The organism is Aphanizomenon sp. UHCC 0183 (genome assembly GCF_009712065.1).
In the GTDB taxonomy this organism is placed as follows: domain Bacteria; phylum Cyanobacteriota; class Cyanobacteriia; order Cyanobacteriales; family Nostocaceae; genus Dolichospermum; species Dolichospermum heterosporum.
Genome location: NZ_VILC01000079.1, coordinates 15,579 through 35,188 on the forward strand (window position 1 = coordinate 15,579; position 19,610 = coordinate 35,188).

Here is a 19,610-nt window from a genome sequence, read left to right on the forward strand (position 1 = left end):
ACTATAACAAGTATAGCCTTACTTGAACTTTAATTGTATAGTTATAACCTGACAACTTACGCAAGTGCCACACCAAAAATCTGTTTATTTGCAGGATTTATGTAGTCTGACGCACCCTACCAATGTAAGTAATTGGACAAAAATATTTACAGTCATTGCGAGCGAAGGGAAGCAATCACAATCCTTGCGATTGCCTTCGTTTCATATGGCTAACGCCACGCAACGCTTACGCAATGACATTGTGTATTAATTCTGTCTCATTACTTACCAGTTGCGTAATTCCTCAAACTTTGTCTTTGACCTATCTAACAGGAAATTGACAATTCTTAATATTCAAAAATCTTGGAACTAAACCTATAAACCACAAGTCAACAGCAATACCTATGGGTAATGGGTAAAAAAATCTTTAAAAAACAGAACTAAAACTGAACTAACAAGTTTAAGGAGTATTTAACTTGATGAGAAGTTCCAAATTTCTGCAAATATCTACTGCGGCTTTATTGAGTTTAGGAATCTTCCAGAACATAGCTCTTGCTCAACCAATTAAAAGCCAAATAAGAATCCCCGCATCTCAAGCTGTAGATAAAAATTTATCGCAAATCAAAATAAATCCCCTTTATCTTGAACGAGAACAAAAAGCTCCCTTAATCATTAAAAATCAACTACTGGAATTACGCCGGGATATCCAGTCAAAAAACTTCACCTTTCAGGTAGGTTACACCACAGCCTTAGATTATAAACTAGAGCAACTAGCCGCCACCCAAGCACCAGATGATTTACCAACACAGGCTAACATCCAAAACGCCGTTGCAGCACAAATCTTAAATCTTGATTCAGCCGAACGTGAGAAATTTGAACGTATCAATCCCGGCGTAATCCCTGAATTACAATTAATTAAACGTAATAGCTGTTTTGCCTCAGCCAAATCCTTTGACTGGCGGAATTTAAATAAAGTTACCCCAGTTCGTAACCAAGGAGGTTGCGGTAGTTGTTGGGCATTTGCTACCTTGGGAGCTTACGAAGGGAATAACCTCATTCGCAATAACTCCGCTGCTGATGCTTCCGAACAGCAAATTATTAACTGGGGTGGTGCAGGTAGTTGTGGTGGGGGTTGGTGGTCTAAAGCATTTGATTTCCTCATTAACAAAGGCACAGCCACCGAAGCCACAGTACCCTACACCGCCACCAACAATCCCTACAATCCCAGCGTAGACACTCCCTACCGTTCCATAGCCTGGGGATATGTTAAACCAAACGGCGGAATTCCCACAGTTGCAGAAATGAAACTGGCTATGTGCAAATATGGACCCTTAACAGTTGCAGTGAGAGTTACTCCTGCTTTCCAAGGTTATGTTAGCGGCGTATTTAACGAGCAAGCAAATGGTCCTATTAATCATGGTGTCACCCTCATTGGTTGGGATGATCAAAAACAAGCTTGGTTAATCAAGAATTCTTGGGGTACAGGTTGGGGTGATAATGGTTATATGTGGATTGGCTATAACAGCAATAGCATCGGTTATGGCGCAGCTTGGACTCAAGCTAGAAGCAATTTCTACAAGCTTTCTCCTGACTTGTTGAAAAAGATCACTCCTTTAAAAATCAATCCAGAATTAATTAAAGTTAATTCCAAAAACATTTCTCGATAATTGTTTTGACTTTAGCTAACCCATTGGTGTCAACTTAAGCTCAAATCCATACCACATCTCGTTCCTAGTCTCTGACTAGGAATGCAGTTGATGAGGCTCTGCCTCTATACTTGAGAAGGTAATAACTTGCGTTTTTACATCCATATATTACCTTTAAGCAAAAGCTCGATTTATTCCCTTGCGGAGTATAATATCACTGAAGGCAGAGCCTTCTAGAATTCGTTCCCAGTCAGAGACTGGGAACGAGATGAAAAATTTTCCGGTTATTCAGTCATCAAAAGACAACTTTTGCTATTAGACTGGGAATGAATTCCCAGTCGGGCTGTGGGTTTTACGTTAAGTTGATACCAATGAAGCTCTTGCTTTACCCCTATCTATAGAATCAAATAATTAAGCCGTGTTGAGTATACAATGGAGGGCGCAGGACGGAGGGCGCAGGACGGAGGGCGCAGGCCCTGCGCCCCTACGGGTTTTGCGATAAGAAACTGTACCTCCTAACATCAGAAAGTGCTGTATGTCCCTTACAAAGCGAGTTTTTTTAATTATTTCTCTGTTAACTACCTTGACTATTATTTTTCAAGTTAGTAATACGGCTAATCCTCCTATGTCTAAATCAGAAATCACTGTCAATGATGCTAACAATAACAGTCAGATTATTATTCAAAAAGGTAATATGATGATTGTTGAATTGTTAACTAATCCAGGAACAGGCTATAGTTGGCAAATTATTAAAAATGACCCTGACAAACTCAAACCTTTGGGAGATTCAGTATTAAAGCCATTAGAGACAGAAGCCCCAGGAGCATCTGAAAATCAAGTTTTCCAGTTTTTAGCCCAAAATTCGGGTTCAGCAGTGCTAGAACTCCATTATTTACGTCCCTGGGAAAGAAATCTGCCGCCCTTAAAAACCTATCAAATTAACGTCAAAATTCGTGGATGATATTTAAGGAATTTCGCACATCTGCCAATGGAGTTTCCCAGAGTAGATTCCATTCTATGCCAAATAGTGGTTTAGCCTGTTTAGCCATGATCCATCCTTGGGTAATAGCATCCATGTATTTTGTTGAAAGTTCAATGTCATATAAAACAACTTTCAACAAATTTTTAGTTGATATCACCCAACATTGGTCGCTTTTGAAAAGCTTGTTTGCCTTGGGGAGTGATAGAAAGAAAATCAATCATTTTTTGCAAGCTATCAGAATCGCTAACGGCATTTGCCATTTTACCGATATAATCAAAATCTCCATAATCTGCTTTGACGAGATTAATAATACTCTCAATAACTTTATCTTGTGAATGTGGATTTACTTTTTCTATCACCTGCATATTAAGCCCCCATAGTATTTTGTGTTGGAGAAATTATGAGTTGTCTGGTAAAGTCAGAATCTCTACGCCATCTTCGGTGACAGCAATGGTATGCTCAAATTGAGCAGACAGGAGGCGATCGCTTGTTACCGCAGTCCAACCATCTCCAAGCATTTGGGCTTCATGAGTTCCTTCATTAATCATCGGTTCAATGGTAAATACCATCCCGGCTCTCAGCTTCTTCCCTCTACCCCTAATGCCATAATGGGGAACATCTGGTGCAGTATGGAAAATATTACTAATTCCATGTCCCACAAAATCCCGCACCACTGAAAAACCAAAAGATTCCGCATATTCTTGAATTGCTGCGCCAATATCTCCAATTTTTGCCCCTGGTTTAACCTCTGCAATTCCCAACCGCAGACACTCTTGAGTTACTTCCACTAACTTTTGGGCTGTGGGGGAAGGATTACCCACTAGAAATGTTTTTGATGTATCACCATGATAACCCTCAACAATGGGTGTAACATCTATATTAATAATGTCCCCATCCTTGAGAATTTGTTTAGCATTGGGAATACCGTGACAAATCACCTCATTGACACTTGTACAAATAGACTTAGGATAACCTTTATAACCCAAAGGTGCGCTTTTTGCTCCATGCTTTTGAGTCCATCTTTCCGCTTCATCATTTAATTGCAGAGTGCTAACTCCCGGTTTAACTAAAGGTTCTAGATGTTGTAACAACTTAGCCGCTAAACTGCCAGCACGGCGCATTTTTTCGATTTCTCGCTGGGATAAAATAACTATGGTTTCGGTTTTCATCAATTTTGTATCTTCTACTCTTTTAAAAATATAGTTAATCCAGTTGTCGCTGCCCTGCTTGCAGCATCTGCTACCTTTAGAGTATACAAGCTTTGTTCTGGGGTGATATATAAAGGACTACCATCGCATAGATGATCTAATACCATAGTCGTATCTTTAGCAAATAAACCCCGACGAGTACCCACTTCAATCAACTTTGTTCCGGCTGCTGACACCAGCATTCCCGTATCACCATCGAGAATTATCTCCCCTTTTTCACCTTGAACTTCTAATTTACGTTCTGATTGCCACAAAGTTTCACCTTTGCCATAAATTACCTGTGCCAGTAGTCCACTTTCAAAGCATAATTGGGCTGAACATAAACAGGTTTGGTAATAATCAGGTTCAGTTTCCCAATATCGTTGGTGACAATTGACAGTGAGGACTTCACCAAACAAATCAATCAGCCGATTTAACCGAGATAATGCCCCAATCAGGGGGAAGCCAAACATATCATGATTATAAGTCCACTTCCGCGGGGCTGGATGCTGGGGATTCAGGGTGCTATAGCGAATATAAAACAAATCACCAATTTGGTCTAAGTGTTGTTTTAAAGTTTGATGCCAACCCCCCAATAATTCAATGTGTTCGACGTGCAAAAGCTTGTTTACTCTTTTTGCTAAAGCAATCAGTTCTTCTGCTTCTTGGACATCCACAGATAAGGGATATTCAACAATGGTGTGTTTGCCAGATTCTAAAGCTGCACGGGTAATCTTACCATGATCTCGATTAATGGTGCAGATGACCACCAGATCTAAATCGTCTCGTTCTACTAGCTGTTGCCAAGAATCCATCGCCACAGTTGCATATTCTTGGGCTAAAACCGCTGTTCTTTCGGGATTGCCAGTTATGGCTATTAAATCAGTTCGAGGATCTTGTAATAACGCCTCAGCCCTGAGTTTAGCCGCATAGCCTGTTCCCACCAAACCGACTCTGAGACTGTGTGTACATAAAGGTAGTTCGTTATTGTCCATGAATTTATCACCAGTTTTCAATGTTTCGGTTTAATGCCATTGGTATTTTATAAGGGAAATGCCGAAAACCCTTGAAGATGTAGCTGACTTAGTCAGCTACATCTGTGCTTTAGAGAAGGGATGAAGGCTAGAGGCTTTCCTTTATCCTGCATTGACATTAATTTAAAAATTTGAAATTATTTCAAATTTTAATCCATATTCGTGAGACAATTAAATTGTCAGCAAAGACATTAAAAACCTACCGGGAGACTCTCGGAAAGTTACGCTTGTCAGAGATGATTCTGCCAGTAATGGCAAACAGGATCAGGGCAAGAACCCAAATATTTAAGGAACCCTGCCTGAAGCTGGGATAACTGAGAGATATAGACTGAAACTCTCTATAGAATCCCCGCGTCTTTAGACCGGGGAGTGTCAACAACAAGCCACCATCAGGAAATATCTAATACCACTAGTAGTCTGTCAAATTTATTTTGACGGGTTTTTGGTAGTGCGGGCATCTTGCCCGCGTAAGCGAGACGCTCACACTACAGTCCATCATTTTTATCTTGACGAACTACTAGGGTATTTTTCAACAATGTAAAATATTATGGCTCTTTAGTAATTTTGGAAACATTACCATAAATATAATACAGCTTAAAAATCGTGTAAAACTCAGGATAAACAATTAATTAAACGATTTTAACTTTTCAGAGCTGGTTTCTCATGGTTTTTGAGCATTTTTCTTTGAATTTGTCATAAATTCGCGTTTGTAAATAATTAGGTTCTGTTATAGGTTTTACATGATATGCTACATGAATTAGAAAATACCAAAAGAAATTATACATCTTGTGTATAAAATGTGTCTATTTTCTCCTTTAAATATCAAATCCCCGGATAATTTTCAGATGTATCTACTAGGTTTCTATTTTCATTTTCCTAATATCTAAGATGATTACACAAATACAAAATCTGCGAATTTTTTATCCATTCCTAGTGCCATTTATCAGCTCATCTCAGATTTATTGGTTATATATACTTTCGGCTTTGTTACTAGCTTTTATTATATATAAATTAGGGTTATCTCAACAAGACGAACAGATAAATTTAAGGCAGTATCTTTTGCCAAAAGCAGTTTATTTACATCCTTCAGCGATCGCTGAATATAAGTATTATTTTTTATCTTCGCTCTTAGAAATATTTGTAATATTGCCAGTTATATTCTCTCTACCAAATCTAGCAAATATCATTTGTCATTATTTAACAGAAATTACCCATCTGACAACGCCTTTTTTAATCACCAATCCTTATTGGTATCATTATGTCATATTAAGTATTTTTGTGGCTTTAGCGGGGGATTTTGCCTATTATTGTTACCATTATTTAGCTCATAGAAGTTCATTCTTTTGGGAATTTCATAAAGTCCATCATTCTGCGGATGTGCTTACCCCAATGACTGTTTATCGCTCTCATCCCTTTGATTTAATATTAAGTATGATCTTTGCGACTGTAATGCTGGGTTTTACTACAGGAATTTGGATTTATTTATTTGGTAATCAAGTCTCCCTTTTATCCATTTATGGAGTTAACTGGGAGATATTTCTATTTTATCTAACTGGCGCTAACTTACGACATTCTCATATTTGGTTAAACTACCCTCATGGTGTTAGTCATGTGTTGATGAGTCCTGCTCAACATCATATTCATCACAGTGTTGAGCCAAAGCATTATGACAAAAACTTTGGTTACATTCTGTCTTTTTGGGACTGGATATTTGGGACTTTATACGTACCGAAAGGTTATGAAAAGCTGGATTTTGGTCTGTCAGATGGGGAATCAAGTTTATTTAATAATCCGATTAATTTATTGGTACAGCCATTCAAATCTATTTGGCAAAGTTACAACCAAAAGATAAGTAGAGAATAATTTTTTATAGCAGTTCCCATCCAAGTGAGGTACAAGAAGTAATTATGGAACGCAGATAAACGCAGATAAACACAGATAATTTTGTACCTCATTAGATTAGAAAACGCTATATCAGGAATCTAAATACAAATTCACTCAAAAATTAATTGGGAATTATAGTTATGAATAACATGAAATTAGATTTGAGTTCAGATTTATCAAGTACGACTACGATCATCAATGATTTGCCAGAAAATGGTTTTTGTATTCATGATTTATTTGCAATTCAGGTAAAAGCAGCACCAGATTCAGTAGCGACAATATTTGAAAATCAGCAACTTACCTACCAAGAATTGAATGCTAAAGCCAATCAGTTAGCGCATTATTTACAGAGTATTGGTGTAGGTGCTGAGGTGATGGTAGGCTTATGTTTAGAGCGATCGCTCGATCTGATTATCGGTATTCTTGGTATTCTTAAAGCTGGAGGTGCTTATGTACCTATAGATCCGGCCTATCCCCAAGAACGCATAGCATTCATGCTAGAAGACACTAAGTTGCAATTTGTGGTGACACAACAACAATTGGTAGTATCTCTTCCTGAAACTTCTACAACAATTTGTCTAGATACAGATTGGCAAAAAATTGAGTGTCAAAGTTCCCATAATCCCATCAGTGGAGTCACAGCCGAAAATCTCGCTTATTTAATCTATACCTCCGGTTCTACTGGCAAGCCAAAAGGTGTACAAATGCCTCATGGTAGTATTTGTAATTATCTTGAAGCGATCGCTAAAATATTACCAGTTAATCATCAAGATATTTATCTCCATACAGCATCTTTCTCTTTTACTGCCTCAGTCAGACAATTATTTTTACCTTTATCCCAAGGTGCAACCAGTATTCTTGCTACTCGTGAACAAACCAGAACTCCTTTAAGCCTATTTGAATTAATTCAAAAACGTGGTGTTACTATTTCTGATGGTGTACCCTCTGTATGGCGATATGGACTAATTGCTTTAGAAAGTTTAGAGCAACAATATACAAAAGCTCTAAGCGAATCACAATTAAGATTAATAGTATTTGGTGGCGAATTACTACCCTATCAGCTAATTAAAAAGTTACGCAATCTGTTTAAAACACCACCGCAGTTTTTTAATATCCTTGGTCAAACAGAAAGTATTGGCCATGGTTTTTATACTGTTCCTGAAGATTACGATCTTGAAGATGGCTATGTTCCCGTTGGTCATCCTTTAGCAAACATTCAACAAGTTTATGTCCTTAACGCCAATATGGAAGAAGTCCCCATAGGAGGATCGGGAGAAGTCCATATTGCGGGTTCTACCTTAGCACGAGGCTATCTGAACCGCACCGAGGCAAATGGGGAAAAATTCATTATTAATCCTTTTAATCCTCAACAACGACTTTTTAAAACTGGGGATGTTGCTCGTTATTCAAGTAATCAGAATTTAGAAATTCTTGGTCGGATGGATTTTCAGGTAAATATCCGAGGAATGCGGGTTGAACTAGAAGAAATTGAAGCAGTAATTAAACTCCATCCCAGTATTCAAGAAGCTGTGGTTTCTGCCAGAGAAGATGTATCTGGTGGTCAGCGGCTAGTTGCTTATATCGTAGTCAATAACCAAGACTTTAATTCAGGAGAATTACGCAATTTCCTGTCCAGCAAACTACCAGATTATATGATTCCCCATACCTTAATGGTCATGGAGAAATTGCCAGTTTTACCCAATGGAAAATTAGACCGTAACAGTTTACCCGAACCTGATCTATCGGCAATTCAAAGTAAATTTGTCCCTCCGCAAACACCTACACAGGAAATCATTGCTAAAATCTGGGCGGAAGTTTTAGGCATTGAAAAAGTTGGTATTCATGATAACTTTTTAGAATTGGGTGGACATTCCCTATTGGCAAGTTTAGTTATATCAAGATTGCGTGAGGCACTATCCATAGAATTATCTATTGCCAGTTTATTTGCCGCGCCCACAATTGCCACATTTAGTGAACAAATTGGATCTTCTGCCCAGAATTTACTGCCAACCTTAGAACCAGTTTCCCGAAATATTGAATTACCACTTTCATTAACTCAGCAGCGGTTTTGGTTTCTGGATCAAATGGAAGGGGCAAATCCTGCTTACAATATTGTCAGAGTCCTGAATTTACAAGGATTGCTTAACTTTATAGCACTTGAACAGGCGATCGCTACAATTATTAATCGTCATGAAACCCTGCGTACCAGTTTTGGAACTGCTGATGGTAAACCTATTCAAGTTATTGCTGATAAATTAGCATTTACCTTACCTGTAATTGATTTACAAGAATTAGCAGAAGATCAGAAAACGACTGAGGCACAAAGATTAACTACTAATGAATATCTTCGCCCTTTTGCCCTAAATGAATCATCTCTCTTAAGAGTGACATTGATGCAATTGGGGGCAGAATCCCACCAGCTATTAGTAATAATGCACCACATCATTTCTGATGCCTGGTCAGCAGGGAATTTTCTCCAAGAATTATCGGTTATTTATTCAGCCTTGACAGCGGGTTTACCTTCTCCCTTACCCAAATTATCAATTCAGTATGCCGACTATGCTTATTGGCAACGACAATGGCTGGAAAATCAACCCGCGCTTGATTACTGGAAACAACAATTAGCAGATATTCCCGCAGTCATTGAATTACCTACAGATCGATCACGAACAGCAATTCAAACCTTTCGCGGTGATATCCAGAAATTTCAATTTGATTCCCAACTCACTCACAAGCTCAAAAACCTCAGTCAAAAATCGGGTTCTTCCCTATTTATGACACTTCTGACGGCTTTTGTGATCTTACTTTCTCGCTACAGTGGTCAGGAAGATATTGTTGTTGGTTCTCCTATTAGTAATCGCAATCGTGTCGCGTTAGAGCCATTAATTGGCTTCTTTGTGAATACCTTAGTTTTACGGACTCGTCTCGAAGGAAATCCCACATTTATAGAATTACTCCAACAGGTGCGACAGATGGCACTTGATGCTTATGCTCACCAAGATGTCCCCTTTGATCAACTTGTAGAAACCCTCCAACCTCAGCGCCACCTCAGCCATAGTCCCTTATTTCAAGTCATGTTTGTATTGCAAAATTCTCCAGTTTCAAAACTGGAATTAGGAGATTTGCAAGTTACCCAAATAGAATTAGCAAAAGCCACAGCAGGGGCAACTTTTGACTTAACCATATCAATGCAGGAAAAAGATTCAGCATCAGGAACTGAATTAATAGGTGCATTTGAATATAATGCTAATTTGTTTAATGCTGATAGTATTGCCAGGATGGTGGAGAGTTTTCACACCTTAGTTGAGGCAGTTGTAGCAAATCCCCAAGAACGGATTAGAACATTACCTTTACTAACAGCATCCCAAAAGCATCAGTTATTAGTTGAATGGAATCATACGGGAACTGATTATCCCCAAAAATCCATTCATCAATTATTTGAAGAACAAGTAGAAAAAACACCTGATGCAGTGGCGGTAATATTTGAAGATCAGCAATTAACCTACAAACAATTAAATTTACAAGCTAACAAACTAGCTCATTATTTGCAATTTCTGGGTGTAGAACCAGAAATCTTAGTGGGTGTTTATTTAGAACGTTCTTTAGAAATGATCGTCGGATATTTGGGAATTTTAAAAGCTGGTGGTGCTTATGTGCCACTCGATCCTAACTATCCCCCAGAACGGCTCAATTATATGGTGGCAGATTCACAAATGTCCATCATTTTGACTCATTCTTCCTTACTCCCACATTTATCATTAACCCTAGAGCAATCGCAAACTAAAATCATTTGTTGGGATAAAGATTTTGAAATTGAAATTGCCAGTCAAAGTTCCGATAATCCTATTCATAATTTCACACCTGAAAATTTAGCTTATGTCATCTATACTTCTGGTTCTACAGGAAGACCTAAAGGTGTACTAATTCAACATTCAGCACTATTAAATTTAGTGTTCTGGCACTTAAATAATTTTGAAGTAAAATCATCAGATCGAACTACACAGTTAGCAGGAACAGCGTTTGATGCTGCTGTCTGGGAATTATGGCCTTATTTAGTAGTCGGAGCGAGTATATATTTAATTAAATCAGAATTTCTGTTGTCAGCAAAAACACTTCAAGAGAAGTTGATATCACATAATATTACTATTAGTTTTATCCCCACACCCTTAGCAGAAAAATTATGTCTTTTATCCTGGTCAGAAAATACAAGTTTGCGAACTATGTTAACTGGTGGAGATAGACTTAATTCTTATCCATCAAATAAGTTACCATTTAAGTTTTTTAATAACTATGGACCCACAGAAAATACAGTGGTTACAACTTCTGGACAAATTTTACCAGAAGCATCAAATAGTAAATTTCCACCTATAGGTCGTCCTATTACCAATACTCAAGTTTACATTCTTGATCCCTATCTTCAACCCCTACCTATTGGCGTTTATGGAGAAATCTACATTGGTGGACTAAGTTTAGCCAGAGGGTACTTGAATCGTCCTGACTTAACATCTGAGCGATTTATTGCTAATCCTTTTGTGGAAAATGAACGAATTTATAAAACTGGAGACTTAGGACGCTATTTACCAGATGGAAATATTGAATTTCTGGCACGCATTGATCATCAAGTCAAAATTCGGGGTTTTCGGATTGAACTAGGAGAAATTGAGACAGTATTAACCCAACATCCTCAAGTTCAGCAGGTAGTAGTAATTGTCCGCGAAGATCATCCAGGAAACAAGTATTTAGCGGCTTATATTGTCAGCGCAACAGAAACATTGACCAGTAGCGAATTACGTCAATTTCTGAAAGGAAATCTGCCTGAATATATGATACCTGCGGCTTTTGTCATGCTCAAAACCTTACCTCTGACTCCTAATGGTAAAGTTGACCGGCAGATTTTACCAAAGCCAGAAACAACCAATGCAGAGCTAGAAACCACCTTTGTTGCCCCTCGGACTGCCCTAGAAGCAAAATTAGCCGAAATCTGGTGTACAGTATTGCATCGGGAGCAGGTAGGCATCTATGATAACTTCTTTGAATTGGGGGGACACTCTCTCCTGATCACATCTGTAATATCTCGCATTCGAGAACATTTTTCCATAGTTCTGCCGCTGCGTTCTCTATTTACAGCCCCGACTATCGCTGAACTTAGTCAAGTAATAACTGCACATATACTGGATGCCATAACAGTTGATACCTTACCACCTCTTGTCCCTCAAGCACGAGACACTTGTATCCCCCTGTCTTTTGCACAAGAGTCTATATGGCAGTTACAACAATTAGCTCCTGAAAGTTGCGCCTACAACAGCTTTTTTATTTTACGTTTTACTGGCTCTCTTTCTGCAACTGCTTTGGAGTCCAGTTTCAATGAAATAATTCGTCGTCATGAAATATTACGCACGGCTTTTACGATAGTAGAAGGTCAACCTGTACAAGTAATTACTCCATTTCTAACTATCCCATTAGAGATTATAGACTTACAAAACCTACCCTTGATAGAGCGAACATCGGGCGCAGAAAGACTAGCTGCGCTGCAATATAATCACCATTTTGATCTGGCTTTAGTCCCTCTCATCAAAACAACTTTACTGCAACTAACTCCAGAAGAACATTGGTTGACAATAAATATGCACCATATCATCACAGATGGTTGGTCATTTGGTTTGTTGTTGGAGGAGTTGGGAATCCTCTATGCAGCTTTTGTGAATGGTTTACCTTCATCCCTACCGGAATTACCTGTTCATTACGCAGATTTTACCCTCTGGCAACGGCAATACTTTAATGAAAAGGTCATAGAAAAGCAATTGGCTTACTGGCTACAAAAACTAACTAATACTTCACTAGAATCTGATGAATCTAGCAATCAGCTACAGTTGAGTAACGAAAATACCAGCGCAGCTATTTATTCTGTGGTTCTGCCAGCGTGTATTGTAACATCAATCGAAGCTCTCTGTCGTTCTCAAAAGGTCAGCATTTTTGTAATCATTCTCACTGCTCTAAATATACTTTTGTTCAAGCGCAATAGTAAGAACGAAATTTTAGTCATGGCAACTATTGGTAATCGGAGTCCGGTGGAAACTGAAAAAATGATCGGTTGCTTCATCAACGATGTAATTTTGAGATCCGATCTCTATTCTGAGCAAACTGGAGAAATTCTTTTAGAACAAGCCCAAGAAACTCTCACAGAAGCAATGAACAATAAAGAGATTGCCTATCAAACAGTCATTGACACTATTTCCAGTAAACAACCATTGAATATCTCAGCAGCCCTAACTATGTTACCTCCACAAAATTGGCATAACTGGATATTAGATGTTGACTTTGTATCAATAAAGCGCGATCTCGACTTGTGGGATGGAGAAATTCCCTTAGAAATTTATGTTTCTTCACCTTCAGTAAATAATCCCACTATGGAAATTAAGGTTTTCTACAGCACGGAGTTATTTACAAATGAAACCATCGAGGTTTTGTTTAGCGATTACCAGCAAATTCTTCAGCAGCTTGTCCAAGATCCAACTATTCAAGTTTGTGGATTTTTTGATTGGTGAACATTGCAAGACTCAGATCCCCGACTTCTTAGAGAAGTCGGGGATCTGACATTAAACCATGAAGCTTTGCCACAAGTTCACTAATAATCACTATTGCCATGTTAGAAAACAGCCCACCAGAGTTAAAACAACAACCCAGATTTGGATCGTCTTTATTGAGATGGACTGAGTATTTCTCCAGTCAGTCAGGAGAGATAACTCAAAGCATGAGCGTGTTTATCTTGATCTGGTTTGGCCAAGTTTTATCCCTAGTTGGCTCGCGGACAACCACTTTTGCTTTGAGTATTTGGGTTTATCAACATACGAATTCCACGACTCAATTTACACTACTGATTCTCTCCACAACCTTACCGACAATTTTGATCTCTCCCATTGCCGGCGTGATTGTCGATCGCTTTTCTCGGCGCTGGATCATGATTATTAGTGATTTTTGTGCGGGTTTATGTACCTTGCTAATTGCTTGGTTATTTATCAGTAATCACTTAGAAGTTTGGAGTCTGTGTGTAGTCAGTGCGATTAGTGCCAGCTTTAATGCTTTTCAGGGACTAGCCTATTCCTCCGCGACTACATTACTGGTGCCAAAAGCACAACTTGGTCGTGCCAGTTCGATGACACAGATCAGATTAGCGATCGCCGAAATTCTCTCCCCGGTATTAGCCGCAGCCTTATTAGTAACTGTACAATTGTCAGGCATTGTCATCATTGATTTATCCACATTGGTCTTGGCATTGATCTGTTTGCTGGTAGTTAAATTTCCCGAAATTTCGTCCACAGAAAATCCTGATGCCGAAACCGATTCATTTTGGCAACAAATCACCTTTGGCTGGAAATATTTAGTAGTACGTCCCGGACTACTCGGATTAGTCATGTTCATTGCCATTATCAACTTTCTCGTTGGTAGCGCAGAAGCTCTAACTACACCCTTAGTGCTTTCCTTTGCTTCCGCTCAATCTCTAGGGACTATCTATTCTATTGCCAGTTCTGGCCTATTGGTAGGTAGTGTAGTGATGAGCATTTGGGGCGGGCTAGAACGCCAGATCAATACCATATTTGTATCCATGACATTTTTGGGTATCTCCTATGTATTAGCTGGGTTGACGGCTTCCACAGTTATATTTACGATCGCCAATTTCTTGATATTTCTGATGTTTCCCATTATTAATGGGTCAATTCAAGTCATCTATCAGAAAAAAGTATCGCCAGAAGTCCAGGGCAGGGTCTTTGCTTTTCGCAGTGCTGCTGTGCAGGGGTTTTTACCACTTTCCTACCTAACCTGTGGAGCATTAGCTGATCAATTTTTTGAACCAATCATGGCCAAAGATGGGGCTTTAGCCAATAGCATTGGCCAAATTATTGGTGTTGGTCATGGTCGCGGCATGGGTTTAATGTTTATCATCCTGGGTCTGTTTTCTCTAGTTGCAACCTTGATTGCCTACTTGTATCCACGTCTGCGCTGCGTAGAACATGAACTACCTGATGCCTGAGTTCGGTGTTAGGAGTTAAAATTTAAGAGCAAAGGACACGCATATTTGAATCATGACGGATAATCAAGGAATTCAAGAGACATAAAGACTTTCTCCATAAAATGGAAATTTCTTTAAAAGAAGCCTGCGAAACGGAATATTGGCTGATTGTTTTAGTTGAATCAGAAGCTATTAACCCAGAAAAGGTCAAATGTCTTAGGCAACAAATTGATATCATTATCAGAATTTTGGTAACTATCACGAAAAAAGTCAAGGAAAAACACCAAACTCCGAACACCGAACACCGAACACCGAACACCGAACACCGAACTCAGGTCTGATGCACTTTGACATGTATCCCAGCGGGTATTTTATATAACAAAACCTTATTAGTAATTAGTAACTAAATTTCATTACTAATCGAGGTCAATTTTCTGTCGTAACTTTTAACTTTTCCCTTACGATAAGTAATTGAACAAAAATATTTACAGTCATTGCGAGGGAAGAGAAGCAATCACAACCGTTGCGATTGCTTCTCTTCACCTCGCTCCATATGGCTAACGCCACGCTGCGCTAACGCAATGACATTGTGTAATTAATTCTGTCTCACTACTTATCACACAACATCACACCAAAAATTTGTTGTAGGGTGCGTCAGAGATCAATAATCTGTTTATTTGCAGGTATGCAGTCTGACGCACCCTAGCAGTGTGCCAGTTACGTAAGTCGTGTCTTTCATACAAAAAAAGGATCTACTGGGAAAATATATGGTGCAGGAATTTAGTACGGCATTGAAACCCACCCAAAACAATATATTCCCATTGGCTTTCTTATCATTATTACTGGGAGTTTTCATTTTATCTTTTGCGGCAATTTTCACTCGACTCGCAGAAAATGAACTGAGTCCGTCAGCAACTGTTTTTAATCGCTATTATATAGCTACAGTAGTTTTATTTGTTTGGCAAGCAGTTCAATCTAGAATCAACAATCCATCTAAACCCAATCAAGTCATTGAGTTACGAGACTGGGGAGTTTTTCTTTTATCATCAATGTTAGGGGCGGCTGCTAGTTTTCTTTGGGCTTTGTCATTAACTCAAACCAGCGTTGCCAGTTCTAATTTGCTCCATAATGTCACCCCTATCTTTGCCGTATTAGGTGGTTGGTTGTTCTTAGGTCAAAGTTTTGACTATAAATTTTTATTAGGAATGATGTTAGCAATTGTTGGCATAGCTATCATTACTAGTGGAGATTTTCAATCTGAGGTTAACTCCCTTTATGGTGACTCTTTAGCTCTCCTATCTGCTGTTTTTTATGCCTTAAATTATCTAGCCAGGGAAAAATTACGCTCCAAATTTTCAGCATCCACTATATTATTGTTTACTTGCCCATTAAGTGGATGTTTTACTTTCCTCATTGCATTAACTAGTAAAACACAACTATTTCCGAATTCCTGGGAAACCTGGCTGGCAGTAATTTGTTTAGCAGTTCTATGTCAAATTATCGGACAAGGATTGCTAACTCATAATCTTAAACAATTTTCTTCAGGTTTTGTCACTCTCTTGATGCTTCTAGAGCCTTTGCTAACAGCTTTATTTGCTTTTTTAATTTTTGCAGAAAAGTTAAGTATTCTCAACTGTTTTGCCTTTATCATCGTTTTGATAGGTATATATATAGCAAAATTAAGCATTGGCTCAGGAAAGGTAGAAGAAAAAACCAATCTTGATATTCAGAAAACTGCATAAATCCATGATGGAGTTAGATGGGCGTGTTGCCCACTATTATGATTCAAGTTCTCAGTTGTTGTTTTCTTGACTCTAAGTAGGTGAACACAATAAAACCAAACTGTGTAAAGAAATGTAAAATCGCCCAAACCCTCTTCACTCTTGCCTCTTGCCTTTTGCCTTGCCATAACGACAATTTTCAACACCAACCTACTTACTTTAGATTTCTGTCAAGCCTAATTGAGATGCTCTTACCCTGGTGCTATTAGAGGTTGTTTGAAAACTTTTTCGTGTGGGATCTGACACCCGCAGATGCCCATAAATCCCCCTTAAAAAGGGGGACTTTGAGGAATTTAGCCCCCCTTTGTAAGGGGGGTTGGGGGGATCTCGATTAATTCTGATACTTTTCAAACATCCTCTTAGGTCTTCTATCGAATGTTGTCTTTTATTTATATGTATGTATTAGCTGGATTGAAGGCTTCAACAGTTATATTTACGATCGCCAATTTCTTGATATTTTTTATATTTCCCATCATCAATGGATCAATTCAAGTCATCTATCAGAAAAAAGTAGCACCAGAAGTACAGGGAAGGGTCTTTGCTTTTCGCAGTGCTGCCGTACAGGGGTTTTTACCACTTTCCTACCTAACCTGTGGAGCATTAGCTGATCAATTTTTTGAACCAATCATGGCAAAAGATGGAGCTTTAGCCCATAGCATTGGCCAGATTATTGGGGTTGGTCATGGTCGCGGCATGGGTTTAATGTTTATCATTCTGGGTCTGTTTTCTCTAGTCGCAACATTGATTGCCTACTTGTATCCGCGTCTCCGCTGCGTAGAACATGAACTACCTGATGCAATTCCTGACCAACTAGAGGTTTCATAAAGCCGTCATCAAAAAATGTCCCCAAGATGCACTTTGACATCTACCCACCTACGGATTTTATATAACAAAAACTTATTGGTAATAAGTAACTAAATTTCATTACTAATCGGGGTCAATTTTCTGTCATAAATTTTAACTTTTCCCTTAGTATCAGAATTGAAGCAAATTTAAACCAGCGGCTAATCCCATCAGAATAGCTGTAGTGTTTGCTGAAAAATCACTGATACTGTCGATTCCACAAGAGAGGATAATTAAATGGCTACTTATAAAGTAACACTCATCAACGAAGCAGAAGGTCTTAATAAAACCATTGACGTTGAAGACGATACCTACATTCTAGATGCAGCAGAAGAAGCTGGACTTGACTTACCCTACTCCTGTCGGGCTGGTGCTTGTTCAACCTGTGCTGGTAAAATCATTTCCGGTACTGTTGACCAATCAGATCAGTCTTTCTTAGATGACGACCAAGTTGAAGCTCAATATGTATTGACTTGTGTTGCTTATCCTACTTCTGATGTCACTATCGAAACCCACAGAGAAGAAGACCTTTACTAAGTTTTAGTAAAAAAAACACTCCAAAAAGGGGATTGGGAATTGGCTACTGAGTAGGAGTTGCACCAATTCCCCAATTATCTACTCCCTTTAATTTTAGTCCCCGGATAATAGAACTCCAGAATCTTGGAACTAGACCAACCCAGTTTGGCTAGATTCTGAGCGCCTGTTTGACTTAAACCCACTCCATGTCCTAAGCCACCACCAATAAAAGCATATCCCCACAAATTGGTTTGACCTTTATTCAATGGTTGAATGTAAAAAAGCGTGCTGATGGGGGCAGCAAAGGCACTACGAACTTCATCTTTTTGTAAGGTAAAAACGCCAATATCTGTTTTCACAGCCAGTTTTAAAATCCGTCCACTGGAACTGCGTTGAACGACGGACATGGCTTGAATTTTTTTGAATTTGCTATAGGGGCTTTTTTTTGCTTGTAAAAACTTTTGCAAGTCTTTGGTAATTTTATTGATGTCCGTTTCTCTGCGCCAACGGAATACATCCCATGTACTTTCATTAAATCCGGCTTTAAGATTGATAAATTTCTCAAAGTTCTGATCATCTGCTAAATTCTGATGTGATAAGTTCCAAAGATTTTGATTAGCAGCATCTATGACCGGTTTTAAATAGGGACGATCTTCTCCATTCCAGATATCACTAAAGTTAGCGGTAACACCACCTGTAGTGGAAGAATACAAAGCATCAACTATTTCGTTATTATAAGTGAGGATCTGACCTCTGGTAGAGGCGATCGCCCGATCTGTATTTTTAGCGATTCCACTCAGTCCTTGATAAACTTGACAGTGAGTGTCAGCACATAACTGATAATTATCTACCGCAAATCTGCGAACATTTCGCAAAGCATAGGTGCGGGCAATAATCGCTTGTGCTTCTAGGGCTGCCATTGGTGCATCTGTGCCAATTTCATGGGGTAAAACTCCTCGCACATAGGTTTCCAAGGGTACGGTATTCACTAAGGTGTAATGCCCATAGGCGTTAGGCTGCAAGGTCACTTTTCCGGGATAAACACGCTTTGATTCAAGTTTGTTATCGGTACTAACTTTGACCAATTCCTTACCCGCAGTCACTTCTAGATAATTGGGATTATAATTTTTACCATTTACTACCCAAGTAATTTTTGAGACTTTTGATAAAATATTGGTTGCTAAGTAAGCATTTTTATCACCGGATGTTTCTATACTTTTTAATAGCAAGCGGCGAATTAAAGGAGTGCTGTAAACGTCCCGTTTTGCCCATACTTGCCAACGTTCTGGCTGGGATATTTCTACTTCTATCCCCAAAGAACGCCAGTGGTTAGCGTTATCTTCGGCTGTTTCAAAGGTGCGAAAGTCACCCAGCACTAATACTTCCTGAACCACTGTTTGGGTTAAGGGCTGCATAACTGTTGCTAACTGGATGGGTTTGTCTGTGACTAGGGTTTGTTGCTGATTACCTACTGCAAATTTTAATGTTAAGCGATCGCCTTTGGTGGGAGATAATTCTAACTTGTCTGTGGGTTTAGCCCCAAATCGTTGGACAATACCAATTTGCAATTTTACATCTTGGTTTTTGCTTACGGGTTCTGATGCGGCAGTCAATCCCAATAAGCACAAGGTTGTTATTAATCTGTAGGAAGAACGCCAAATAAATATTTTCATGCAAACTAATTCTGATTGCCCTTATATTGTCGGAGAGGTTTTAAATTAATTAACTCAATTTACAAAAGAAGGGAACA

At 38.8% G+C, this 19,610-nt stretch carries 14 protein-coding genes; 9 read left to right on the forward strand and 5 right to left on the reverse strand.

Annotation, left to right across the window (positions count from 1 at the left end; genetic code table 11):
* The first annotated feature begins 458 nt into the window (after positions 1–458).
* On the forward strand, positions 459–1,646 hold the full coding sequence (locus FJR37_RS20260) for a C1 family peptidase (protein WP_168466965.1): 1,188 nt from the start codon (positions 459–461) through the stop codon (positions 1,644–1,646).
* Between the two features lie 514 nt (positions 1,647–2,160).
* Positions 2,161–2,586 (forward strand): protease inhibitor I42 family protein, encoded by a 426-nt coding sequence (locus tag FJR37_RS20265; protein WP_039204826.1) that lies wholly within the window; start codon positions 2,161–2,163, stop codon positions 2,584–2,586.
* Here FJR37_RS20265 and FJR37_RS27110 read toward each other — a convergent pair.
* The 4 genes from FJR37_RS27110 to FJR37_RS20280 are packed head-to-tail and all read right to left on the reverse strand — an operon-like array spanning position 2,570 to position 4,789.
* A complete protein-coding gene (locus FJR37_RS27110; RefSeq protein ID WP_254434627.1) occupies positions 2,570–2,743 on the reverse strand; it encodes a Coq4 family protein in 174 nt (57 codons plus the stop codon). The two genes, FJR37_RS20265 and FJR37_RS27110, sit on opposite strands and share 17 nt — an antisense overlap.
* A 7-nt stretch (positions 2,744–2,750) precedes the next feature.
* Positions 2,751–2,972, reverse strand: coding sequence for a hypothetical protein (locus FJR37_RS27115; protein WP_254434628.1), 222 nt, complete (start codon positions 2,970–2,972; stop codon positions 2,751–2,753).
* Between the two features lie 33 nt (positions 2,973–3,005).
* Positions 3,006–3,776 carry a type I methionyl aminopeptidase gene (gene map, locus FJR37_RS20275; RefSeq protein ID WP_039202561.1) on the reverse strand — a complete coding sequence of 257 codons (771 nt, stop codon included), beginning with the start codon at positions 3,774–3,776 and terminating at the stop codon, positions 3,006–3,008.
* Between the two features lie 14 nt (positions 3,777–3,790).
* Positions 3,791–4,789, reverse strand: coding sequence for a Gfo/Idh/MocA family protein (locus FJR37_RS20280; RefSeq protein ID WP_168466966.1), 999 nt, complete (start codon positions 4,787–4,789; stop codon positions 3,791–3,793).
* Positions 4,790–5,716: 927 nt separating this feature from the next.
* On the opposite strand from FJR37_RS20280, the gene FJR37_RS20285 reads away from it, so the two are divergent.
* From FJR37_RS20285 to FJR37_RS20315, 7 genes are all read left to right on the forward strand, one after another.
* On the forward strand, positions 5,717–6,691 hold the full coding sequence (locus FJR37_RS20285; RefSeq protein WP_168466967.1) for a sterol desaturase family protein: 975 nt from the start codon (positions 5,717–5,719) through the stop codon (positions 6,689–6,691).
* A 161-nt stretch (positions 6,692–6,852) separates the two neighbouring features.
* Positions 6,853–13,257: a non-ribosomal peptide synthetase gene (locus tag FJR37_RS20290; protein WP_254434629.1), complete on the forward strand. Its 6,405-nt coding sequence runs from the start codon at positions 6,853–6,855 to the stop codon at positions 13,255–13,257.
* A 206-nt stretch (positions 13,258–13,463) separates the two neighbouring features.
* On the forward strand, positions 13,464–14,741 hold the full coding sequence (locus FJR37_RS20295; RefSeq protein ID WP_168466968.1) for an MFS transporter: 1,278 nt from the start codon (positions 13,464–13,466) through the stop codon (positions 14,739–14,741).
* Between the two features lie 62 nt (positions 14,742–14,803).
* Positions 14,804–15,061: a four helix bundle protein gene (locus FJR37_RS27820; protein ID WP_268812056.1), complete on the forward strand. Its 258-nt coding sequence runs from the start codon at positions 14,804–14,806 to the stop codon at positions 15,059–15,061.
* 387 nt (positions 15,062–15,448) lie between these two features.
* Entirely contained in the window at positions 15,449–16,462 is a 1,014-nt protein-coding gene (locus FJR37_RS20305) for a DMT family transporter (protein WP_371416150.1), read from the forward strand.
* Positions 16,463–16,876: 414 nt separating this feature from the next.
* Positions 16,877–17,326, forward strand: a complete 450-nt coding sequence (locus FJR37_RS20310; protein WP_242032273.1) for a hypothetical protein — start codon at positions 16,877–16,879, stop codon at positions 17,324–17,326.
* A 255-nt stretch (positions 17,327–17,581) separates the two neighbouring features.
* Positions 17,582–17,881: a ferredoxin gene (locus FJR37_RS20315; RefSeq protein ID WP_039203244.1), complete on the forward strand. Its 300-nt coding sequence runs from the start codon at positions 17,582–17,584 to the stop codon at positions 17,879–17,881.
* 74 nt (positions 17,882–17,955) lie between these two features.
* Here FJR37_RS20315 and FJR37_RS20320 read toward each other — a convergent pair whose 3' ends face one another.
* Positions 17,956–19,533 (reverse strand): SpoIID/LytB domain-containing protein, encoded by a 1,578-nt coding sequence (locus FJR37_RS20320; protein ID WP_168466970.1) that lies wholly within the window; start codon positions 19,531–19,533, stop codon positions 17,956–17,958.
* Positions 19,534–19,610 lie beyond the last annotated feature (77 nt).

What these genes read in the sequence shown, in the direction of transcription:
- FJR37_RS20260 (WP_168466965.1), top strand. Translation starts at nt 459, where the DNA reads ATGAGAAGTTCCAAATTTCTGCAAATATCTACTGCGGCTTTATTGAGT.
- FJR37_RS20265 (WP_039204826.1), top strand. Translation starts at nt 2,161, where the DNA reads ATGTCCCTTACAAAGCGAGTTTTTTTAATTATTTCTCTGTTAACTACC.
- FJR37_RS27115 (WP_254434628.1), bottom strand. Translation starts at nt 2,972, where the DNA reads ATGCAGGTGATAGAAAAAGTAAATCCACATTCACAAGATAAAGTTATT.
- map (WP_039202561.1), bottom strand. Translation starts at nt 3,776, where the DNA reads ATGAAAACCGAAACCATAGTTATTTTATCCCAGCGAGAAATCGAAAAA.
- FJR37_RS20280 (WP_168466966.1), bottom strand. Translation starts at nt 4,789, where the DNA reads ATGGACAATAACGAACTACCTTTATGTACACACAGTCTCAGAGTCGGT.
- FJR37_RS20285 (WP_168466967.1), top strand. Translation starts at nt 5,717, where the DNA reads ATGATTACACAAATACAAAATCTGCGAATTTTTTATCCATTCCTAGTG.
- FJR37_RS20290 (WP_254434629.1), top strand. Translation starts at nt 6,853, where the DNA reads ATGAATAACATGAAATTAGATTTGAGTTCAGATTTATCAAGTACGACT.
- FJR37_RS20295 (WP_168466968.1), top strand. Translation starts at nt 13,464, where the DNA reads ATGAGCGTGTTTATCTTGATCTGGTTTGGCCAAGTTTTATCCCTAGTT.
- FJR37_RS20310 (WP_242032273.1), top strand. Translation starts at nt 16,877, where the DNA reads ATGTTGTCTTTTATTTATATGTATGTATTAGCTGGATTGAAGGCTTCA.
- FJR37_RS20315 (WP_039203244.1), top strand. Translation starts at nt 17,582, where the DNA reads ATGGCTACTTATAAAGTAACACTCATCAACGAAGCAGAAGGTCTTAAT.
- FJR37_RS20320 (WP_168466970.1), bottom strand. Translation starts at nt 19,533, where the DNA reads ATGAAAATATTTATTTGGCGTTCTTCCTACAGATTAATAACAACCTTG.